This window comes from Pseudophaeobacter sp. 1A16562, assembly GCF_041008785.1.
Classification (GTDB): Bacteria; Pseudomonadota; Alphaproteobacteria; order Rhodobacterales; family Rhodobacteraceae; genus Phycobacter; species Phycobacter gallaeciensis_A.
Genome location: NZ_JAXGFT010000005.1, coordinates 147,427 through 169,360, shown reverse-complemented (window position 1 = coordinate 169,360; position 21,934 = coordinate 147,427). Strand labels below are relative to the sequence as shown.

The 21,934-nt window shown below is 61.9% G+C and carries 20 protein-coding genes and 1 tRNA gene; 8 read left to right on the top strand and 13 right to left on the bottom strand.

Annotated features, from left to right (window positions below; translation table 11 throughout):
- Positions 1-6 precede the first annotated feature (6 nt).
- Complete coding sequence (locus SM764_RS09090; protein WP_369001576.1) at positions 7-951, top strand: AEC family transporter; 945 nt, start codon at positions 7-9, stop codon at positions 949-951.
- Positions 952-1,216: 265 nt separating this feature from the next.
- On the opposite strand, the gene SM764_RS09085 is transcribed toward SM764_RS09090, so the two are convergent.
- The 3 genes from SM764_RS09085 to SM764_RS09075 all read right to left on the bottom strand — a co-directional run bounded on the left by SM764_RS09085 (position 1,217) and on the right by SM764_RS09075 (position 3,876).
- Positions 1,217-2,770, bottom strand: a complete 1,554-nt coding sequence (locus SM764_RS09085; protein WP_369001575.1) for a DUF427 domain-containing protein — start codon at positions 2,768-2,770, stop codon at positions 1,217-1,219.
- Positions 2,771-2,909: 139 nt separating this feature from the next.
- On the bottom strand, positions 2,910-3,611 hold the full coding sequence (locus SM764_RS09080) for a winged helix-turn-helix domain-containing protein (protein WP_065271902.1): 702 nt from the start codon (positions 3,609-3,611) through the stop codon (positions 2,910-2,912).
- Positions 3,583-3,876: a hypothetical protein gene (locus tag SM764_RS09075; protein WP_274833117.1), complete on the bottom strand. Its 294-nt coding sequence runs from the start codon at positions 3,874-3,876 to the stop codon at positions 3,583-3,585. Before SM764_RS09075 ends, SM764_RS09080 begins: the two co-directional genes overlap by 29 nt.
- A 173-nt stretch (positions 3,877-4,049) precedes the next feature.
- On the opposite strand from SM764_RS09075, the gene SM764_RS09070 reads away from it, so the two are divergent.
- The 5 genes from SM764_RS09070 (at position 4,050) to SM764_RS09050 (ending at position 9,878) form a co-directional block, all read left to right on the top strand.
- Positions 4,050-4,598, top strand: coding sequence for a hypothetical protein (locus SM764_RS09070; protein WP_369001574.1), 549 nt, complete (start codon positions 4,050-4,052; stop codon positions 4,596-4,598).
- Between the two features lie 123 nt (positions 4,599-4,721).
- On the top strand, positions 4,722-5,339 hold the full coding sequence (rnhB, locus tag SM764_RS09065) for a ribonuclease HII (protein WP_368947628.1): 618 nt from the start codon (positions 4,722-4,724) through the stop codon (positions 5,337-5,339).
- 110 nt (positions 5,340-5,449) lie between these two features.
- A complete protein-coding gene (locus SM764_RS09060) occupies positions 5,450-6,553 on the top strand; it encodes a site-specific DNA-methyltransferase (protein WP_065271899.1) in 1,104 nt (367 codons plus the stop codon).
- Between the two features lie 179 nt (positions 6,554-6,732).
- On the top strand, positions 6,733-8,130 hold the full coding sequence (locus SM764_RS09055) for an adenylate/guanylate cyclase domain-containing protein (protein WP_490363076.1): 1,398 nt from the start codon (positions 6,733-6,735) through the stop codon (positions 8,128-8,130).
- A 260-nt stretch (positions 8,131-8,390) separates the two neighbouring features.
- Complete coding sequence (locus SM764_RS09050) at positions 8,391-9,878, top strand: globin-coupled sensor protein (RefSeq protein ID WP_065271897.1); 1,488 nt, start codon at positions 8,391-8,393, stop codon at positions 9,876-9,878.
- A gap of 166 nt (positions 9,879-10,044) precedes the next feature.
- Here SM764_RS09050 and SM764_RS09045 read toward each other — a convergent pair.
- Positions 10,045-10,121: transfer RNA gene (locus SM764_RS09045), tRNA-Arg, on the bottom strand.
- Positions 10,122-10,279: 158 nt separating this feature from the next.
- Here SM764_RS09045 and SM764_RS09040 point away from each other — a divergent pair.
- Together SM764_RS09040 and SM764_RS09035 are read left to right on the top strand one after the other, a co-directional pair.
- On the top strand, positions 10,280-11,305 hold the full coding sequence (locus SM764_RS09040) for a LacI family DNA-binding transcriptional regulator (RefSeq protein WP_065271896.1): 1,026 nt from the start codon (positions 10,280-10,282) through the stop codon (positions 11,303-11,305).
- Positions 11,305-12,519 carry a winged helix-turn-helix domain-containing protein gene (locus SM764_RS09035; protein ID WP_369001573.1) on the top strand — a complete coding sequence of 405 codons (1,215 nt, stop codon included), beginning with the start codon at positions 11,305-11,307 and terminating at the stop codon, positions 12,517-12,519. The genes SM764_RS09040 and SM764_RS09035 overlap by 1 nt, the downstream gene beginning before the upstream one ends.
- Before the next feature lie 25 nt (positions 12,520-12,544).
- On the opposite strand, the gene SM764_RS09030 is transcribed toward SM764_RS09035, so the two are convergent.
- The 9 genes from SM764_RS09030 to SM764_RS08990 form a co-directional block, all read right to left on the bottom strand.
- Positions 12,545-13,462 carry a helix-turn-helix transcriptional regulator gene (locus SM764_RS09030; protein ID WP_274829912.1) on the bottom strand — a complete coding sequence of 306 codons (918 nt, stop codon included), beginning with the start codon at positions 13,460-13,462 and terminating at the stop codon, positions 12,545-12,547.
- A gap of 144 nt (positions 13,463-13,606) precedes the next feature.
- On the bottom strand, positions 13,607-14,065 hold the full coding sequence (locus tag SM764_RS09025) for an acyl-CoA thioesterase (RefSeq protein WP_065271893.1): 459 nt from the start codon (positions 14,063-14,065) through the stop codon (positions 13,607-13,609).
- Between the two features lie 19 nt (positions 14,066-14,084).
- Positions 14,085-15,290, bottom strand: coding sequence for a benzoyl-CoA 2,3-epoxidase subunit BoxA (boxA, locus tag SM764_RS09020; RefSeq protein WP_369001572.1), 1,206 nt, complete (start codon positions 15,288-15,290; stop codon positions 14,085-14,087).
- Complete coding sequence (locus SM764_RS09015; RefSeq protein ID WP_165832684.1) at positions 15,291-15,464, bottom strand: hypothetical protein; 174 nt, start codon at positions 15,462-15,464, stop codon at positions 15,291-15,293.
- Positions 15,465-15,549: 85 nt separating this feature from the next.
- On the bottom strand, positions 15,550-17,001 hold the full coding sequence (boxB, locus tag SM764_RS09010; protein ID WP_065271891.1) for a benzoyl-CoA 2,3-epoxidase subunit BoxB: 1,452 nt from the start codon (positions 16,999-17,001) through the stop codon (positions 15,550-15,552).
- Positions 17,002-17,052: 51 nt separating this feature from the next.
- Entirely contained in the window at positions 17,053-18,711 is a 1,659-nt protein-coding gene (boxC, locus tag SM764_RS09005) for a 2,3-epoxybenzoyl-CoA dihydrolase (RefSeq protein ID WP_274833113.1), read from the bottom strand.
- 142 nt (positions 18,712-18,853) lie between these two features.
- Entirely contained in the window at positions 18,854-19,309 is a 456-nt protein-coding gene (locus SM764_RS09000; protein WP_369001571.1) for a DUF309 domain-containing protein, read from the bottom strand.
- A 1-nt stretch (position 19,310) separates the two neighbouring features.
- Positions 19,311-20,132: an alpha/beta fold hydrolase gene (locus SM764_RS08995; protein ID WP_369001570.1), complete on the bottom strand. Its 822-nt coding sequence runs from the start codon at positions 20,130-20,132 to the stop codon at positions 19,311-19,313.
- A complete protein-coding gene (locus SM764_RS08990) occupies positions 20,129-21,667 on the bottom strand; it encodes a benzoate-CoA ligase family protein (RefSeq protein WP_369001569.1) in 1,539 nt (512 codons plus the stop codon). The genes SM764_RS08995 and SM764_RS08990 overlap by 4 nt, the downstream gene beginning before the upstream one ends.
- Positions 21,668-21,934 lie beyond the last annotated feature (267 nt).

Here is a 21,934-nt window from a genome sequence, read left to right as displayed (position 1 = left end):
AGAGCCATGGGCGCGATCCTGTCGATCACCTTTCCGATCTATGCGGCGCTGGGCCTTGGCTACGGGATCGTCTGGAAAGGCTGGTTCACCCCAGAGGATATGCGCCGGTTCGGGGCCTATGTTCTGAACATTGCCCTGCCGGCGCTGATCTTTTCCGCCGTGGCAGCGCGTAACCCGGCCGAAGTGTTCCAGCCAGGATATGTGCTGGCCTATGGTTTGGGCGGGGTTGCTACCATCGCGGTTTCCTTCGTGCTGTTCACCCTGCGCGGCGTGGACCCGCGCCGCCGGGCGCTGGGCGTGATGGGATCGACCTGTCCCAACAACGGCTTTGTCGGCTATCCGATCATGCTGTTGACCTTTCCGGATCTGGCCGGGGTGATCCTGGCGCTGAACCTGCTGGTCGAGAACCTGATCCTGATCCCCACGTGCCTGCTCTTGATGGAACTGGCGGGCAGCACGCCGGGCCAGCCCTTGTTGCCGAAACTGCGCGGTATCCTGTGGAACATGGCGAAGATGCCGATGCTGATTGCGTTGGCGTTGGGACTTTTGGTTTCGGCCTCTGGGTTCGCGCTGCCGGGGCCGTTCCTGCGTTTTGTCGATATGCTGGCGGCCTCGGCCGGGGCGCTGTCGCTGGTGGTGATCGGTGGATCGCTGGTGGGGTTGCCGATGCACGGCAACCGCAGTCTTGCGGCGCAGATCGCGGCGAGCAAGCTGCTTTTGCACCCGGCGCTGGTGGCTGGCGCGGCGGCGGGGCTGCTATGGGCGGGTCTGGTGGCGCTGCCGGAAGAGTTGCACAGCGCGGTGATCCTGTCGGCGGCGATGCCGATGTTCGGGATCTACACGGTGCTGGCCCAGCGGCAGGGTCTGGAGGGCGCGGCGAGCCTCGCTATGCTGACCGCCACGAGCCTCGCCTTTGTGACGCTGACCGTTCTGTTGTGGCTGCTGGTCTGATCTAAGTCTTTGGGGCAGGCCGAATACTCCCGCGCCCGCAGGGGGCCGGCTGCGCCAGCCCCCTTTGTGCGGCCTTGGGCCGGGCGCTGTCCTTTGGACAGCGCAAGTGAATCTGCTGAGAGGTCCATTGAGGGGCAGATCTGCCCTCAACGGACCTACACAAGGATCATACCCTCTGGCGCTGCCTCAAGGGTGAACCGCGCTATCGCGCGGCCACAGTGCGGCCCTTTACCCATCACCAGAGAGTGGGGGCCGGAAGGGCAGGTCAGGAAGTGGGAATCGCGTAGCTGTTCACCGGGCGGGAGACATTGTGCAGTTCGACCTCGCCCAGGGGGATGGCATTGGAGGGATCTTTCAGTACATCGGCGCTGACCACGATCTGGTGACCTTGCGTCTTGCCATATTCACCCAAGCGGGCGGCGACGTTGGCGGCGCGTCCGATGACGGTGAAATCGAGCCTTTCCTGCGAGCCGACGTTGCCATAGGTGACCGAACCATAGGCGAGGCCGGTGGCGCATTGCAGAGCCGCCAGCCCGGTGTCGCGCGCCAGTTCTGGCAGTGCATCGACGATGGCGCGGGCCGAGGCCAGTGCCTGGCTGCGGGCGCGGTAACTTTTCTGTGGATCGGCGGGGAAGACCGCCAGCACCGCGTCGCCGATGAATTTCAGCACCTCGCCGCCGTTGTCATGCACGATTGTAGAGGCGGTTTCGAAAAAGCCGTTCAGCAGCTGGATATAGGCATCGCGGCCCAGATCCTCTTCGAGCCGGGTGGAATTGCGCAGGTCGCAGAACATGATGGCGGCGTCGATCTCATCCCCGTCGCCGCGGCGGATTTCCCCGCCCAGCACCCGCGCGCCGGAGCGTTTTCCGACATAGGTTTCCAGCAGCGATTGTGCGTTCTCGCGCTGCATGAAGACCTCGTAATAGCGGGCGATGACAGCGCTGCATTCAAAGATCAGGCCCAGATTGGCGGTGGTGAACCCGTCGGGGTGATCGCTGGCCACGGTCATCACGTTGGTACGCCCGTCGGAGAACGGCAGCGGCATGGCGACGTAATCGGTGGCGCCTTCGCTGCGCAGGTCCTGCAGGATCGGGAAGGCGTCATCAGGCAGATCCCGGTGCAGCCGGTGGCGCACGCCACCCAGCCCCTGCGAGACATGGCGCAGGGGGCTGTTCTGATACTGCGGCTTGCTGAGGAGGTCATAGCTGGGTGCGGTGACGATGATCTCGGGGGAGCGGCGTTTCCAGACGTAGTTCTTGCCCGCGATCATCGGGTGCAGGGACCAGGCCAGCACCGACAGCCGGGCCAGTTGCACGCCCTGTTCGCGCAGCTTTTCCGCCAGCGCCTCGGTAAAGCTTTCGGGAGTGTTCAGCATTGCCGCTTCGCGCAGCAGCCAGTCGATCAGCGGGCCGGAGATATTGCCGGAATCAGGCGGGGTGAGCATGTTCTCCCCCAGATCCAGCTGTGTTTCATCATCCTGCACGAAACCCACATGGCCGGTGATCCCGGCAGCTTCGGGCAGGGTGTTCTCGTAGATCCAGACCGCATTGTCGACGCGCTCGTCCTCAAGCTTCAGATCGTGATAGCAGGCGGTGCCTTTGAACGGGCAGAAGGTTTGCAGCGCCACCCGTTCGGAGAGGGGCACCAACACATTGTCGCGCGGGAAATAGACGGTGGGCGGCAGGCGGGTTTCATACATCACCTTTGCTGCGCTGCTTTCGGCGAGAAGGACACCGTTGCGGAACACCCGCACCGGACCGCTGAGCGGTTCGACCAGAATGCCGTATCCCCGGGCGGGGGGCTTAACGTGCACATTCATCCGGGCTGTCCTTTTTAAAAACCGATCTTTGGAGTTGGTCCTATATGGGGCGGGCTCTGCCGGGTTTCCAGATGCGAAACCGGCAGATGCCGCACAGGTGATGTGCAGCTTGCGCACGATGTCGGTGCTCTGTCGCGCATTATACCATGCGGATGACATCCTTGCTAATGGCGAGCACATAACCGCGTTTGGCGATGTTCTTGACCAGAAGCTCACTTATCATCTGGTTGCCAAGGGTATCGCGCAGGCGTTTGATCCGGGTGGCGCCGGCGGCCTCGTCGCAATCGCTGCTGTGACGGCCGGAAATCACCGCTTCGATTTCAGCGCCCGACAGGACATCATCATCCATCCGCGCCTCGGCCAGGGCCGCGAGGGTCTCCATCGCTGCCGGGGTCAGGCGGAACCCCATGCTGTTAAGATAGACGGTGTTTTCCTCGCGGCTGATCAGCAGCTCGTTGACCTGAATGCCGGCGCGTTCGATCTGCGCCATGCGCCGGTTCAGAAGCAGCAGCATGGTCAGCACCACCAGCGCCGCCAGCATCATCGCAGCGGCAAAGACCAGCAGCACAAAGATCACCATACGGTAGCTGGCCAGCGTATCGGCAAAGGCGGTGCCGGACTGGGCGAGAATCTCCAGCAGCTTGATCTCGGCCTGGGTTGTCAGATCGTTTTCCACAAAGACCCGTTCGACACGGGCGTTAAAGGCGTTGGCATCGGGCAGGGTCAGCAGCAGCCAGGTCCCGGCAATCGCCAGCAGCGCCACGATGGCGACGATACCAAACGCGACCACCCGCCCGCCCGCGGCGCGCATTTCAGAAACGGAGGTAATAGGAGCCCGCATTGGCCTTCCTTTGTTGCAGGCCTTCGGGTCCAAAGACCGACAGCACGTTCAAGAGGGTCCATCCGGCAGGCGCCAGACGGGCCGTGATTTCCTTGCGGGCCGGGCCCTTCTTGCAGGGGCCGGACAGCTGGATGACGCCATAATGCAGTTTCAGCGGGTTGTCCTGCTTGGCCTTGTAATCGGCATAGCAATCGGCCGCCTGCGCCTGCGGCGCGCCCGCAGTCAGGGCCAGAGCCAGGAGGGGGATCAGGAGCATGTGTTTCATGACGCAACCCTGCGCCCGATCGCGCAGATATTCAATAACAGCAGCGTCTTGGCGGGGCTGATATCCGATATCAGGGGGGCGTTATTGCCTGTCCGGCGGCAGCAAAGCCAGGGTTGGATCACCGGCTACTGGCCACGATGAAACATTCAACGACATGCCGCCCTGCGCCCCTGATGAAAGGCTTTGATATGATCTACTCCGCTTCCACCCGCCGCTGCCCACAGGGCAAATCCCACCGCAAGTTCATTGCGTTGATTCTGTCGCTGTCGCTGGCTATCACCGGTATCTCCGCCGCGCCTGCCCGTGCCGACGAAGACGTGGCAAAGGTGCTGGCAGGGGTGGCTCTGCTTGGCATTCTGGGCGCGGCGATCAATGATGCGCGGCACCAGGACCGTTACACTGCACCGGTGACCACGCCGCCGCACGGCCATGGGTATCCTCAGCACGGCGCGCACCCCCACCACGGTCGTCCGCATCACGGATCGCGCCCGCTGCCGCCCCGGGTGGCGCGTTATGACCTTCCGGCGCAATGCGTGCGCTATTTCCCGCGCTACAGCCGCAGCCACACCTTGGTCGGGGAGAACTGCCTGAAGCGCCAATACCGGTACGAATCGGCGCTGCCGCAGGTCTGCCGGGTGACCTTCTGGAACGGGCATAAGCATCGCAGCGGTTACAAGCCGACCTGCCTGCAGAACCGAGGTTACCGGTTGGTGCGCCGGTGACGGGCAGGGCGGTGATATTTCCGCAACAGTAAGAGGCGATTTCAGAGGGGCATTGCCCCTCTTTTTCCTTTGGCCGGGCGTGACGGGATTGCAAAACTGCGCTGGTTTGGGTCTCTCGGATCCATGGACCAGCCAGATTACAGCCTTGAAGACGCCGCCCGCGCCCGCGGGTCCCTGATCATCGCCGGAGTGGATGAGGTGGGCCGGGGGCCATTGGCCGGACCGGTCACGGCAGCAGCCGTCATACTGACCCCTGAATGCATTCCCGAGGGGCTGAATGATTCCAAGAAACTGAGCCCGAAAAAACGCCAGGCGGTGGAGCAGGCGATCTTTGACAATGGGGTGGTTGCGATTGCCCATGCCACCGTTGAAGAGATTGATTCCCTTAATATTCTCCGCGCCTCGCATCTGGCGATGGAACGCGCCGTGGCAGCTCTGAACCCGCAGCCGGACTACCTGCTGATCGACGGGAACATGATCCCCAACGGGCTACAGATTCCGGCTGAAGCGGTGGTCAAGGGAGACGGCAAATCACTGTCGATCGCGGCGGCCTCGATCGTGGCCAAAGAGGCCCGGGATCGGATCATGGTGGATTTAGCGCAACAGTTTCCAGGATATGGATGGGAGAAAAACGCAGGCTACCCGTCGAAACAGCACCGCATGGCGCTGGAGGAATTGGGCGTCACCCCACATCATCGGAGATCCTTCAAGCCGGTCCACAAGATATTGTATCAAGAGTGAACCGTAGGCTGCTGTTCTAAAAAACAAATTGACCTCGAATCCCGGATGACTCATCCTGTGGATAACCAAAATGAGCGCAAAAATGCGCCGTGGTTATTGAGGCAGAGCAAATGAACAAAACCATGACGAAGGGCGCCGCGGCGCTCCCTCTAAACGCGATTCTTGGTGGCAATTGCATCGAGGTCATGGCCGGACTCCCGGCAAATTCCGTCGATCTGATCTTCGCGGACCCCCCTTATAACCTGCAGCTGAAGGGCCAGCTTCATCGCCCCGACAACAGCAAGGTCGATGCGGTCGATGATCACTGGGATCAGTTCGACAGCTTCAAGGTCTATGACGATTTCACCCGCGCCTGGCTGCGCGAGGCGCGCCGGATCCTGAAGCCGAACGGCTCGATCTGGGTGATTGGCTCGTACCACAACATCTTCCGGGTCGGATCGGCGCTGCAGGACGAAGGCTACTGGATCCTGAATGATGTGATCTGGCGCAAGTCCAACCCGATGCCGAACTTCCGTGGCAAGCGCTATACCAACGCCCACGAGACGATGATCTGGGCGTCGAAGTCGGAAGGCGCAAAATACACCTTCAACTACGAAGCGCTGAAGGCCCTCAACGAAGGCATCCAGATGCGCAGCGACTGGGTGCTGCCGATCTGCACCGGGCATGAGCGTCTGAAGAACGAGAATGGCGACAAGGCGCATCCGACGCAAAAGCCGGAATCGCTGCTGCACCGCATCCTGGTCGGCTCGACCAACCCGGGTGACGTGGTGCTTGATCCCTTTTTTGGCACTGGTACCACCGGTGCCGTGGCCAAGATGCTGGGCCGTGAATTCATCGGGATTGAACAGGAAGAGGCCTACCGCGAGGTGGCAGCAAAACGCATCAAGGCAGTGCGCAAGTTCGACCGTGAAGCCCTGCAGGTTTCGGCCAGCAAACGCGCGGAACCGCGTGTTCCCTTTGGCCAACTGGTCGAACGCGGAATGCTGCGCCCCGGCGAAGAGCTGTTCTCGATGAACCAGCGCCACAAGGCCAAGGTGCGCGCCGATGGTACGCTGGTCGGCGGCGAGGTCAAAGGCTCGATCCATCAGGTCGGCGCCGCGCTGGAAGGCGCACCGTCCTGCAATGGATGGACCTACTGGTGCTTCCGCCGCGATGGCAAAACCGTTCCGATCGATGTTCTGCGTCAGCAGATCCGCGCGGAAATGCAGGCCTGATCTAACCGAGAAAACCAAACAACACCGCTGGTGTCTGTGCCCCGACCTTTGGTCAGGGGCGCGGGCACCTCACCTTGCCCCGCCGATCTGGCGGGGCTTTTTTGGTTCTACCTGCGGGATAGGGGGTGCGTCCCGCCGGGGTGATGCCTATGGTCGGATCGGGAACGAAGGAACGGACGATGGCGGATACGGCTCTGGGTGCGGCGCAGCAGATGCGCGCCGCTGAGACGGTCAATGCGGCGGATCCCGTGGGGGACAGCCAATACGCAGCGGCGGCGCTGGAGGCGCACAAGCGCGAGGGTCTGGAACTCGCGGTGCGGGCGCGCTGGATTGCGATGGCTGTCATCTCGGTTTTTCTGGTTGCCGTCAGCCCGACCTGGGACGTGCTCTATTATCATGGCATTCTGCTGCTCCTGTGCCTCAACGGCTGGCTGATCCAGCGCTATGGGCAGGTGGGCCGTTCCCGGGTCGAGCTGTTGCTGATCTTCATGGACCTCTTGATCATGACGGTGGGCATGGTGGCGCCGAATCCCTTCAGCCCCAGTGATCTGCCGCTGGCGATGCAGTACAGGATCGACAACTTCCTCTATTTCTTTGTGATCCTGGCGGGCGGGACACTGGCGTTTTCCTGGCGCACGGTGATCGCGATCGGGGTCTGGACCTCTGCGATGTGGGCCGCTGGACTGGGCCTAGCGTGGTGGTTTGCGGACCCCTTTCCAGAACTGACCGCCGCCACGCAGGCCGCTTTTGGTCCAGGCACCGAATTGGCGGCGATCATGGATCCGAACAGTTTCAACATTCCCCTGCGCATTCAGGAGATCTTTGTCTTTCTTCTGGTGGCGGTGACGCTGGGGATTTCCGCGCGCCGGTTCAGTCGGTTGCTGATGGACAACGCGGGGCTTGAACGCGAACGGGCCAACCTGTCGCGTTATTTCTCGCCCAATGTGGTGGACCAGCTGTCGCAGAACGACGATCCGTTGAAGCAGGTGCGCAGCCAGGATGTGGGCGTGTTGTTCATCGACATCGTCGGCTTTACCCGGATGAGCGCGGGGCAGGATCCCCACCGGGTGATCGAGTTGCTGCGGGCCTTTCATGCCCGGATGGAGCGCGAGGTTTTCCGTCATCGGGGGACGCTCGATAAATATCTGGGTGATGGGCTGATGGCGACCTTTGGCACCCCGATGGCTGGACCGCAGGATGCCACCGATACGCTGGCCTGTGCCATTGCGATGCAAGAGGCGCTGGCGGATTGGAACCGCGACCGCCGCCGCCGGGGAGAGCCGGAGATCTGCGCCGGTATCGGCATTCACTATGGCGAGACCGTGCTGGGGGATATCGGTGCAAACCGGCTGGAATATGCGGTGATCGGGACTGCGGTCAACGTGGCGGCACGGCTCGAAGAAATGACCCGCAGACTGCAGGCGCAGATCGTGATGAGTGATGATTTACGCGGGCAGGTCATGGCCGAGGGGCAGGCGCCGGAGCTTTTGAATGAGTTCACCTGTCACGACGGACAGGATATCCGCGGTTTGGATCAGTCCATGCGCGTCTGGAGCGTGACCGCGACCTGTGGCTGACACGCTCAGGCTACGCCAGCAGAGAAGAGCGTTTCAGGGCATTTTCGAACCGTTTAATGCGGACCCTTGGCGTAAGGCGGGATGCATGCGGTATGCTGCTCTCTTTTTTAGATTTCAATAATCGAATTTATGGTGAATTAAAATCATTTCACCACAAAGGTTTAGGCCGGTATTCTTGTAACTTTCACGCACGTCTTTAACTAGTCATCAAATGCTGCAAGGCAGAAAGATCACAAGTTTAACAAGGGTACGGGCGTCACATGTCATCCACAGATCATCAGAGTTTTTTCCAGTGGTTTTCTCTTGATACCGATAGCAAGGATCTGATCGCCCAGACCGAAAAACTGCTCGTGCCACACCTCGGCCGGGTGCTGGAGAGGTTTTATGATCGCGTGCTGGAACGCGAGGAAACCCGCCGTTTCTTTGCCGATGACAAGGTGGTTGCCCACGCTAAAGCGGCCCAGAAGGCGCATTGGCAGCGGCTGTTCTCGGGGCGGTTCGACCAGGAGTATTTTGATTCCGCTGCTCGGGTCGGTAGGGTTCACTACGAGTTGCGCCTGCCTTTCATTCAGTATCTCGGCGGTTATTCCTCGGCCGGGGCTGATATGATGGATATTCTCGTCCGCAAGCGGATGACCAGCCGGGCGGTGCTGTCAAAACAGGTACAACTGGTGAACCGGTTGATGATGGCCGATTGCGAGCGGGTGATCGCCTCGTATTTCGAGGCGCAGCATGCCGAACACAGCAAGGCACTGGACGTGCTGACCACCGGTATTTTCGAGCTGGAGAAGGGCAACCTGACCAGGCCGATCCGACAAGAAGACGGGATTCCGGCGCGGTTCGACGGGATCCGAGAATCTTACAACAATCTGCTCGGCCGCTGGTCTGGGATCATTTCCGATGCCACAACACGCGCCAATTCGGTTGCCGACAAAATCAGCTCAACCTCGGAGCTGACACGGGAAATGGCAGAGCGCGCCGAACAGCAGGCGGCCACCCTGGAAGAGGCCGTCGCCGCCGTCAGCCATGTCTCCGCTGGCACCACCGAGGCCACCCATATGGTCGAGAAGGCCAGCCGACACTCGGACTTGAACCGCAAGGATGCCGAAGAAGGCGGTCTTGTGGTGGAGAGGGCCATCGAAGCGATGGAACGTATCGAAACGTCCTCGTCTAAAATCGCCAAAATCGTAGATGTGATCGAGGATATCAGTTTTCAGACCAACCTTCTGGCGCTGAACGCCGGGGTCGAGGCGGCCCGCGCCGGAGAGGCCGGGCGCGGATTTGCCGTGGTCGCCTCCGAGGTGCGCTCGCTTGCGGCGCGGGCGTCGGATTCCGCGAACGAGATCAAGGCCCTGATTGCCGAAAGCTCGATCCACGTCAACGATGGCAGCGATCTGGTTCGCGCCACGGGGCAAAGCCTGTCCGGCATTCGTCAAGGCGTGATCGACGTCTCGCAGCTGATGTCGGAAATCTCCGGAGTAATCTCTCGTCAATCGCTCAGCCTGCAGGAAATCGACAGCAGCATGAGCGATCTGGGCCAGACCACGCTGGATAACGCCACCCGGGCGGGTGCGGTTTATGAAACCACATCGAAGCTTGCCGAGGATTCGGGTCGACTGAAGACCAGCATGGATGGGTTCAGCACGCTTGGGCTTCATGCGGTGGGCGGAGCCGAGGGCCGGATGGACCAGGAGTTCGAAGCCTACCTAGCCAATTCAGTAGACGGCACCGAAGCCAACGCCGCCTGAAAACCGGGTGCGCGGGGCACGACCTGTCCGCCGCTGACACTGGTCGGTGGCGGTGCCTGGTCTGACATGTTGCCAACGCGAAACGGCAGAACATGGGCAACCGAATACGGCGCCTTTCCAGTTCTGTGACCCGGACCCCAAACCTGATCTTCCAATAGTTGATCACTGGCGACCCCGGCAGGATTCGAACCTGCAACCTGCCCCTTAGGAGGGGGCTGCTCTATCCAGTTGAGCCACGGGGCCGCGCGTTTCAGGCGATAACAAATCACATCTGCCATCACAATGCTATGTGGCTGCGTGCTCGTATTTTTCAGATCCGGCAGGTCGGCGTGGTTGCCATTGTGTTGTCATCGCCGTCTGCGCTAACATCGCTCAGGAAACAATCAAAGAGGTCCACGCCCGTGACCACCGACAACAAGCGCCCGCTCACCCTTCGTGATGTCTCGGAAGCCACAGGTGTTTCGGAAATGACCGTCAGCCGGGTGCTGCGCAACCGGGGCGACGTGTCGGAAAAGACCCGCACCAAGGTTCTGACCGCGGCCAAGGAACTGGGTTATGTGCCCAACAAGATCGCCGGCGCGCTGGCGTCGAAACGGGTCAATCTGGTGGCGGTGATCATCCCCTCGTTGTCGAACATGGTCTTTCCCGAGGTGCTGACCGGGGTGAACAAGGTACTGGAAAACACCGAGTTGCAGCCAGTCGTCGGGGTAACAGACTATCAGCCGGAAAAAGAGGAAAAGGTCCTTTACGAGATGCTGTCCTGGCGGCCCTCGGGGGTGATCATTGCCGGGCTTGAACATACCGAGGCGGCGCGCGCCATGCTCAATGCCTCGGGCATTCCGGTGGTCGAGATCATGGACACCGATGGCAAGCCGGTGGATGCGATGGTCGGGATTTCGCACCGCCGCGCGGGCAGCGAGATGGCCAAGGCGATCCTCAAAGCCGGCTACCGTCACATCGGCTTCATGGGCACCAAGATGCCGCTGGACCACCGCGCCCGCAAACGCTTCGAAGGCTTTACCGAGGCGCTGGCCAAGGAAGGCGTCGAGATCGAAGATCGCGCCTTCTACTCTGGCGGCTCGGCGCTGGCCAAGGGGCGCGAGATGACGGCGGAAATGCTGGAACGCTCTCCGGATCTGGATTTTCTTTATTATTCCAATGACATGATTGGGGCCGGCGGGTTGCTGTATCTGCTGGAGCAGGGCATCGACGTGCCGGGGCAGATTGGTCTTGCGGGTTTCAACGGGGTTGAACTGTTGCAGGGGCTGCCGCGCAAGCTGGCCACCATGGATGCCTGCCGTCAGGAAATTGGGCGCAAGGCGGCGGAGATCATTGCCGCGCAGCTGGAAGATCCCGACGCCGAGATCGAACGCCACGTGACCCTGACCCCGACCATCGCCTATGGCGATACGCTGAAACGGCGCTGATGGCGCGGGCACGGCTGGGCAACCGGGCGGCGCGACGGCTGTTTCTGGACCGGCACGCGCTGCTGGAGGCGCCGAGCGGCCCATCAAAGGGCGCTGACCTGCTGGATCTGATTTCGCGGCTCGGGTTTGTGCAGCTCGACAGTATCAACACGGTCGCGCGCGCGCATGATGTGATCCTCTATTCCCGCAGGCCCAGTTATCGCCCCGCCCATCTGAAGCGCCTGTACGAGGCGGATCGGGGACTGTTCGAACACTGGACCCACGATGCCGCCGTGATCCCGATGGCCTATTACACCCATTGGCATCTTAGGTTTCAGCGCGATGCCGATCTGCTGCGCAGCCGCTGGCGCAACTGGCGGCGGGACGGGTTCGAGGCGCAGTTTGCCACCGTTCTGGAACATATCCGCGATCACGGGGCGATCAGCTCATCGGATATCGGCAAGGACGAGAAGAAGGGATCGGGCGGCTGGTGGGACTGGCATCCCTCCAAGACCGCGCTGGAATACCTCTGGCGGTCTGGCGCGCTGACGGTGGTCGGGCGCGAGGGGTTTCAGAAACGCTATGACCTGACCGAGCGGGTGATCGACGAACACCTGCACCCGGGCGCCGCGCCTGTGGATGTGGCGGCGACGGTCGACTGGTTGTGCAATGGCGCGATGGATCGGTTGGGTTTTGCCACCTCGGGCGAACTCGCGGCCTTCTGGGATACCGCTTCGGCCACTGAGGCAAAGGAATGGGCAGCGGCGCAGCTGCAATCCGGTGCCCTTGAGGAGGTCGAGATCGAACAGGCCGATGGTGGCTGGCGCCGGGTGCTGGCGCGCCCGGGCATCGTGGAACAGGCCGAGGCGTTGGGTCCGGCGCCGGGGCGGATGCGGGTGCTGAGCCCCTTTGACCCGGCCCTGCGCGATCGCAAGCGGGCCGAACGCCTGTTCGGCTTTCACTATCGGATCGAGGTCTTCACCCCCGCACCCAAGCGCAAATACGGTTACTACGTCTTCCCGCTGATGGAGCGGAAGCGTCTGGTGGGGCGGATCGACATGAAAGCGGATCGCGGCGCGGGGCAGCTGAATATCACCGCCGTCTGGCCCGAGCGCGGGGTCAGCTGGTCAGTGCCGCGGATCGGCAGGCTGGAGGCGGAACTCGATAGGGTGGCGCGCTTCGCCGGGTTGCAAACCGTTACCTTCGCCGATGATTGGATGCACGACCCGCTGTGAGACACGCCTGCGGATGCAATCCGGATCAGCCGGTAAAGCCACGCTCCCGCACCATGGTGATCAGGCTGGCCAGCGACTGATCCACGGTCTGATCCGAGGTGTCCAGTTGTGCCAGCGACCTGCCATACAGGGCCTCGCGGCTGGTCAGGATCGAGCGGAGCTGCTCCATCGCCTCGGGGTTGCCCGCCATCGGGCGTTCATCGCCCTGCGCCCGCACCCGCGCCATATGTTCATCGGGCCGGGCCTTGATCCAGATGGTGTGAAAATGCGCCAGAACGTTGGTATAGGTCTCCGGCTCGGCGACGATGCCGCCCGCGACGGCCAGGATCAGGCTGTCATGGGTTGCGATGATGCGGTTGATCGCCTGCGCCTCCAGTTGGCGGTAGCCTTCCTGGCCGTAAAGCGCCATCAGTTCGGACACCGGCATGCCGGACTGGCTTTCGATTTCGCTGTTCAGCTCGACAAAGGGAATGCCCAGCTCCTTGCCCGCCATGCTGCCAAGGGTCGATTTGCCTGCGCCGCGCAGACCCACCAGACAGACGCGCCCGGCGCGCTGGGTTTCCGGCGTCTGCGGCGCCAAGAGGTCCAGAACCGCCTGCTGGATGCTGCTGGTGGCGCCGCGATAAAGATCCGCCACCCGTACCGCGTCCGAGGTCCAGGGATCCTCTTCGCCGATCAGCCATTCGATGCGGTGATCCAGCGCCACGGCCACCCGTTGCAAGAGGCCGATGGAGATATTGCCCTCTCCGGCCTCCAGCTGCGCCAGATAGCGCGGCGACACACCCGAACGGTCCGATAGAACCCGGCGCGGAATACCCTTGCGCTCGCGTGCCTTGCGGACCCGTTCCCCCACGCGTGAAATCAGGGCGGGAACGACCTGGTCGATCTCGCTTTTGTCCTGCGCGGGCCGGGTTTCGCCCCGGAAATTGGTGATCTCACTCATGCGGCGCCGATATATGAAACATAATGCACAAACTTAAGGCGCTGCCGCATCCGGTTCAAATGAAAACCGGTACGGGCGCGGCTGCGGAGTGCATTATCTTGCGGGACCCCACCTCAGTGGGGCGCGGGAGCGGGGAATGGGAACCTAGGCCGGGCGCAACCGGGGTTCGACCACGGCGCGGTAATCCGGGGGGGCCGCCTTGGCGGTGAAATTGGTCGGATCGATAAAGACGCAGGTAAAGGTGCCTTCGAAACACAAAACACCGTCCTGCCGTGCATCCACCCGGAAGGTGATCGATTTGGTGCCGAGCTTGCAGGGCCAGACCTCGCACATCAGCCGGTGGCGTGGGGTCACCGGCGAGCGGAAATCGATGTTCATGTTCACGAAGGGCGTGCCGGTGCCGCGGTCCAGTTCCATCTGGAACCAGCCATCGCCATCCAGGTTATGTTCCCACCAAGCATCGATCGCCTCCAGCGCAAAGGCGGGCAGGCGGCCGGTATAGGCGATCTTGGCCGGATCGCAGTCGCCCCAACCGACGCGGATTTCGTGCACGAAGTTCTCCGTCCCGGCGTCCTGTCCGGCGGGGGCGATCTGGTCTGTCATCTGGGTTTTGTCCTGCGGCTCAATAGGTTTCGACGTGGTAACGTCCGTCGGTGCGCATCTTATCGCGCAGTTCGGCCCAGTTCAAACCATGGGAGCGGGCAATATCACGCAAGGCTTCTTCGACGCCTTGCTCCATTGCTTTCAGCCCGCAGATATAGATATGGCCGGCCGGGTTCTGCATCAGCGCGGCAACCCGGTCGGATTCCTCGCGCAGACGGTCCTGCACGTATTGCTTGGGCGCGTCCTCCTGCCGGGAAAAGGCAAAGAGTTTGGTCATGAACGTATCGGGGATCTTTTTTAGCGGGCCGAAGTAGGGCAGCTCACCCGGGCGGCGGGCGCCAAAGATCAGAGTCATCTTGCCGGTCTCATGCGGTGCCTCACGCAGGCGGCGCATGGTGAAGGCGCGGAAGGGGGCCGAACCGGTGCCGGTGCAGATCATCATGATGTCAGCAGCCGGATCCGAGGGCAGCAGGAAGGTGGCGCCGAAGGGCCCTGTCACCTGTACCTCGTCGCCCGCAGCAAGGTCGCAGACATAGTTGGAGCACAGGCCCTGTTCCTCGCGTTTCACGGTCAGCGAGATGTTGTGATAGCCGGGGCGTTCGCCGTCGCGCGGGCTGGACACGGAATAAAGCCGCGGCAGATGCGGTTTGCCTTCGGCGTCGGTGCCGGGGGGGATGATACCGATGCTTTGGCCTTCGAGAACCGGAAAGGGCAGGCCCGCCGGATCAAGAATGATGTGCCGTACATCGCTGTCGCTGTCCTTGTCAGTCAGCCGGTAATTGCCCTGCACCTTGACCCGGGCCGGTTTGCCGGGGGTGTACATGTTGATCACCGGCTTGCTGGCGCTCGCGGGGGCGGTCGCCTTGCCGCCCGCGCCGGCATGGGCATCGGCCAGCAGCGCAGCAACGGCATCGTCCATTGCCTCGATATCGCCTTCGGCAGCGCCGCCGCCGGAAATCTCTTCCTGCTCGGGCAGTTCCATCCATTCGAACTGCTCATCCACCGAATAGGGGGTGTTCACCACCCGCCATTCGTCGATTGAGCCGGTCGGGCAGACCGGGATGCAATCCATGCAGAAATTGCATTTCTCCGCGTCGACCACGACGTTCATGTCGTCATGCTCGATCGCCTCTTCGGGGCAGGTCATTTCGCAGGTGTAGCAGCGGATGCAGATCTCGGGATCGATCAGATGCTGTTTCAGCGGCGCGGTGGGGGCGTTGGTCATTCAGCTTCTCGGCGCTTTTTTGAGGATCGCATCGGGCACGGTCAGCGCATCGATCAGCTCGCGACACATGCCGACACAGTCGGAACAGCCCACACAGGGGCCTTTGAGGCCATTGATCTGAACCGACACACGGTTGGCATTGGGCGTTTCAGCTTGGCTGCGGGTGATGTCCATCTGGGGATCCTCCGGTCTGGCTGTTGAATTCCGGCGCCTGCCGGTCAGTGTGACAGGCGCCGACAAAGAGAGGGTTAAACCCTGCTTATGCCATGTGCAGTTTCACGTATTCGAAATCGCCCGGCTTGTTGTCGATGCCGACCTTTGGCGGCGAAATCCAGCTGGCGTATTTGCCCGGCTCGTAGACCGGTTTCATCAGCGACTGGATAAAGGCACCGTCTTCCTTGTTGGGCAGCCAGTCCTTGACCTTGGCGTCCCACTGCTCTTGCGAGATGATGTTGCCTTCGGGGTCGCAGCGCACTGCGGAGAACACGCCGATCTGGCGGTGGAAGCCTTCGTGCGGCAGCTTCATCTCGAATTCGATGCCGTGCTTTTCGATGATCTTGTTCCAGCGGCCCACGCCACCTGCGGCGTCTTTGACGTAGTCGTCGCGCAGACGCATGTTGATCGCGGTCAGGGCCGGCACTTCTTCGGCGACGATCTGACCATCCTTGACGGTGCGCACAACGTAGGTGTCGTTGGTCAGCTTGTGGTCGTCTTTCAGGCGCATTTCCATGTAACGCCCCTTGATGCCCGAGTTGAAGGCATTGGCGGCGTTGGTGGAAACTTCCTGACCAAAGAGATCCAGCGACAGCGTGTAGTGCAGGTTCAGCTTTTTCTGGATGGTGGGCAGGTCAATGACACCCAGGTCGCGGATCTTGTTGATGTCATAGGGGTCGGTGATCCCGGCCTTGTTCATCGCTTCGCAGGTGGCCTGAATGGTCCGGCCCACACCGGTTTCGCCCACGAACATGTGGTGCGCCTCTTCGGTCAGCATGAAGCGGCAGGTGCGCGACAGCGGATCAAAGCCCGATTGTGCCAGCGATTCCAGCTGCATCTTGCCGTCGCGGTCGGTGAAATAAGTGAACATGAAGAAGGACAGCCAGTCCGGTGTTTCCTCGTTAAAGGCACCCAGCATCCGCGGCGCCTCTTCGGAGCCGGAGGAGCGGATCAGCAGCTCGTTCGCTTCTTCGCGGCCATCGCGGCCAAAGTATTTCTGCAGCAGGTAGACCATCGCCCAGAGATGGCGGCCTTCCTCGACGTTGACCTGGAACAGGTTGCGCATGTCATAGAGCGACGGCGCGGTGAGGCCCAGGAACCGCTGCTGCTCGACCGAGCCCGGCTCGGTATCGCCCTGAATGACAATCAGGCGCTTCAGCATGTTGCGGTATTCGCCGGGAACCTCCTGCCAGGCCGGTTCGCCATAGTGTTCGCCCATCGGAATGGTGCGGCCTTCGACCTGCGGCGCCAGCAGCACGCCCCAGCGGTATTCCGGCATCTTCACGTAGTCGAATTTGGCCCAGCCTTTGGGGTCGACTGAAACCGCGGTGCGCAGGTAGACCATCGATTCCTGAAAGTTCTGCGGGATCAGGTCGTTCCACCAGTTGATGTAACCGGGGTGCCATTTTTCCAGCGCCTTCAGCACCTTCTTATCGCTGGACAGGCCAACGTTGTTGGGGATCTGGGTGTCGTAGCTGACATTGATGAGATCAAGCATATCGTTCCTCCGTCACGCGGCGCCGCCTTGGGCTACCGCTGTATTTCCTGGTTACACGCGTTCCATGTTGTATTCGCCGCGCTGGCCGGTGCCGTAGCGCTGCAGGGCGCCATCGCTGCCCACCGCGTTGGGGCGCTGGAAGATCCAGTTCTGCCAGGCGGTCAGGCGGCCAAAGATACGGGTTTCCATCGTTTCGGGCCCGGCAAAGCGCAGGTTGGCCTCCATGCCGGTCATCGCATCGGGGCTGAAGCTGGCGCGTTCCTCAAGGAAGATGCGCACCTCGTCCTCCCAGTCGATATCGTCAAAGGCATAGGTCACAAGGCCCAGCTCTTCGGCCTGATCGGCCTCAAGCGGCTCACCGATATGATCGCGCAGCGCCTCGACCGACTCGGGGGTGCCGAGGAACCGGGTCTGAAGCCGCGTCAGGTCGTTGCCCATCGGATAGGTCCCAAAGTTCCCTTCGCTGAGCGTGATGGCGGCCAGCGGGCGATTGTCGCCTTCGAATTCCTCCAGCATCATGTAGGAGCGGTCGACGGCCCACAGCAGTTCCGCCAGCGGCCCGGCAAAGCAGGAGCCGTGTTCGACCACGGCCACCAGCGAGCGCGAGGTCATGTCGACGCGTTTCAGCAGGCGCTTCCAGTACATCAGGATTTCATTGGCCAGCCAGTGATCGCGGTTGTTCAGCAAGAGCGCCTCATGCGCCAACAGTTTTTCGGCGTCGCCCTGCGTCTGGAACACCACGGTGCCGACTTCGCGTTCATTGAGGCGCAGGTGCAGAATGGCATCGTCCAGCTCGCGCGCCAGACGCAGCAGGTAGGTCTGATCGCCTTCGGCCTGGAGCGCAGCGGTATCTGCCGGGGCATCGCCATCGGGGCCTTTTAGGGTCACGGTGGCGCGGCCGCCTTTGCGGTCGATTTCGACCTCGACCAGCGTATAGGTGATGGAATCCTCGCCAAAGCTGCGGGTGATCGGGCCAAGGGTGATGCCGGTCAGCCCGTCTGCCTTACTGCTGGCAGCAGCAAATTCCTGGGCGCGTTCGGCAACGGTGTCGGCGAATTTCGAATTCGGCACCACCTCGTCCACCAGACGCCAGTCGACGGCGCGCTGGCCTTTGACGCCTTCTTCGACCGAGCAGAAGATATCGGCCAGATCGCGGCGCACCTTGCGTTTGTCGGTGACACGGGTCAGCCCGCCGGTGCCGGGCAGAACCGCCAGCAGCGGCACTTCGGGCAGGGCGACAGAGGAGGCGCTGTCATTGGTCAGCATGATATAGTTGCAGGCGAGGGCCAGTTCATAGCCACCACCGGCGCAGGCGCCCTGAACGGCGGCAATGTACTTCTGACCCGAATCCGCCTCGGCGGCCTCGTAGGTGTTGCGGGTCTCGTTGGTGAATTTACAGAAGTTCACCTTGTGGGCGTGGCTGGCGCCGCCCAGCATACGGATATTGGCGCCGGCGCAGAACACCTTGTCCTTGCCCGAGCGCATGATCACCACCTTGACCTCGGGGTGTTCGAACCGCATCCGCTGCACGATGTCGGACAGCTCGATGTCGACGCCCAGATCGTAGGAATTGAGCTTCAGCTGGTAGCCGTCGAACAGCCCGCCGTCTTCGTCCACATCCATGTAGAGGTTTGCGATGGGGCCATCATACTCCACCCGCCAGTGGCGATACTTCGAAGGGTCGGTTTGAAAATCGATTGCCTGGGGCATGTCGCGCTCCTGAGTTCTGTTGTGAGTAACCTACCGCAGCTTTGCAGGCTGGCAAAGGAAAAGATGCACAATAATGCCTTCTTTCGGCATAATAATGCAGAATATTGCGGTGTGATTGCGGAATATCCGCTTTAACAGTGCATTATAGTGCACTTTTTGTGGTGTTCTCGGTCTGGCGGCGAAGGTCCAGCAGCTGCGCCCGAATCTGATCCTCCTGCAGGTCTGCGGTGATCCACAGCGCCCCTGGCAGGTCGGTCATCTGCGCGTCGGCGATATCGCAGAGCCGCTGCACCGCGCGCGGGCGCTGCATCTTCTGCTTCAGCGCTGCATTCGCGAGCTGGATCATCCCCTGCACTAGTCGTCGCTCGGCCGAGGGATCAGGCAGGGCCATCCAGACCGCTTCCCAGACCTCATGTGCTTCCCAGAAATAACCGGTCCGGAAATACTGACATCCGGCACGCCAGGCGTCTGACGCGAAAACAGCCCCAAGGGGCTGTTCCGGTCTTGCTGTCTTGCAGATCGCATCGAAGGTGCCTTCCGGATGCCGGGGCGTCTGGCCCGGGATATGGGCGTGCGGTGGATCCGGAAAACGGGCCATGTCAGGCGGTTTCGACCTCGGCGGCCTCGATCCGGGCCAGACGGCTGGTGAATTCGGCGACCGCGTCGATGACCTTTTGTGGCTGGTCCTGTTGTGGGCTGTGGCGACAATCCTCCAGCACCAGCATATCGCAGGGGCAATAGGTGCGTTCCTCGATCACCTCGACCTGGGCGAGGGTGCCGTATTGGTCCTCGCGGCCCTGAATGGCCAGAACCGGCACCCGCAGATAGTCGATCACATCGGCCACGTCCCAGTCACGGAAGCCTTCGTCGAGCCAGACATCGTTCCAGCCGCGGAAGGCGCCATCGGGGTCCTTATGGTATTTCGCCAGCTTTTCCTTCAGATCGCCGCTGTCATAGGCCTCTTTCGCCTTGGCGATTTCCGCAAGCCCGCCCGGTTCGGTGAAGAAATGCGGGGCCATCAGGATCAGCCCGCGCACCCGGTGATCCAACACGCTGCCGCCATAAATCGCCGCGATAGTGGCGCCGTCGCTGTGGCCCATCAGCACGCCATGCTCCAGACCGATGGTATCCAGCAGCGCGGGCAGCACGTCCTTGGCTTCGCGGGTCATGAAATCGAGCGGCCGGGGCAGGGTCACCGGATCGGACTGGCCATAGCCCTGACGGGAATAGACAAAGACACCCCAACCGGTGGCCGCAGCCAGTTTTTCGGGGAAATCGCGCCACAGCGCCACGCAGCCCAGCCCTTCGTGCAGCAGCACTAGGGTCGGCGCCTGATCCGGCGCAGGCCCATGGCAGGCATATTCCAGATTGGCACCGCCTGCCGTGACCGTGCCGGTTCCGCCCCATTCAAACGCCATCATGCATCCTCCCGCAATTTGAAGCGCTGGATCTTGCCGGTTGCCGTCTTGGGCAGGTCGTCGGCATAGACGATCCAGCGCGGATATTTCCACTTGCCGACCTTTTCCTTCACAAACGCCTTGAGATCGGCGGTCAGGGCGTCGTTCCCGGTCCCGTCCTTCAGCACGATATGGGCCTTGGGTTTTTCCAGGCCCTCTTCGTCGCGGGCGGGCACAACGGCAGCTTCCAGCACGGCGGGATGGGCGACCAGCGCCTGTTCCAGCTCAAACGGAGACAGCCAGATTCCGGAGACCTTGAACATATCATCGGTACGGCCACAGTAGATGAAACGCCCGTCCTCGCCACGTTCGTATTTGTCGCCGGTGCGGGTCCATTCGCCTTCGAAAGTGCTGCGGCTCTTGCCTCGCTGGTTCCAGTATCCTTCGGCGGCCGAGGCACCGCGCACCAGAAGTTCGCCGATGCCGCCTGCGGGCACCTCCTCATCGTTCTCGTCCACCAGCCGCAGTTCGTACCCCGGCACCGCCACGCCTGAGGTGCCATAGACCACATCGCCCGGCGCATTCGACAGGAAGATATGCAGCATCTCGGTCGAGCCGACACCATCGAGGATTTCGACGCCCCATATGTCTTCCCATTTGCGGCCGACCTCTTCGGGCAGGGCCTCACCTGCGGAAATGCAGCGGCGCAGGGGCGCGTCAGGTTTCTCGGCGGTTTCCAGCGCCGCGACCGTGGCCGCATAAAGCGTCGGCACGCCGCAATAGAGGGTTGGCTTTTCTGAATCGAGGATCGACAGCACCGAGTCCGGTGTCGGACGGCCATCGAACAGGATGGTGGTGGCGCCCGCCGACAGGGGGAAGGTCATGCCATTGCCCAGCCCATAGGCGAAGAACAGTTTTGCCGCCGAGAAGATTACATCGTCCTCGGCCACCTGAAGCACCTGCGCGCCATAGGTTTCGGCGGTGGCAGCCAGCGCCCCATGCACGTGGCGCACGCCCTTGGGCTGCCCGGTGGAGCCAGAGGAATAGAGCCAGAAGGCGGTTTCATCAGGGCAGCAGGTCACGGCCTCCATCGGCTCTGCCCCGGCGAGGAAATCCTCGAAACTGTCGCTGCCCTCCGGTGTCTCGCCGCCGATCACCACGACGCGCTGCAGATCCGGGCAGGCGGCGACGGCAGGTTCCACCACTGGCCACAAGGCGGCGCTGACAAACAGAATGGTGGCGCGGCTGTCTTTCAGGATGACCTCGTAAACCGAGGTGGACAGCAGGGTGTTGAGCGGCACCGGCACGACACCGGCCTTGAGCGCGCCCCAGAAGATCTGTGGGAATTCGATCTGATCCAGCACCAGCATGGCGGCGCGGGATTCGCGGGCTATGCCCGCCCGGCGCAGGGCGCCTGCCATCCGGTCCGAGCTTTCGGCCAGATCGCCATAGGTAAGCTGCCGCTGCGCGCCGGCGGCCTCCCGGAAGGCCACCTTGTCCGGGCGGTCGCTCCGGTGGCGATCCACAAAATATCCTGCCGCATTGCCGCTGGGTGTCATCCTCGCTCCTCCCTGATGTGCCGCGGAAGGCGCGGGGCGCTCCGGCGGCCTGCGCGGCCCTCCCCGGCGGCGCAGTCTTGATCTGGGACGGATTAATGCACTGGTCGCAAAATAATGCAACATATCGCTGCAATAAACTGCACTATTTTGCACATATTTCCGCTGATGCAGGCGCACGGCGGGCCGGTCTGGTGGCTCGCAGACAAAAAATCCCCCCGCCAGAGGTCTAAACGGGGGGATAAATTGCAGGGGTCGTCGGACCCGATG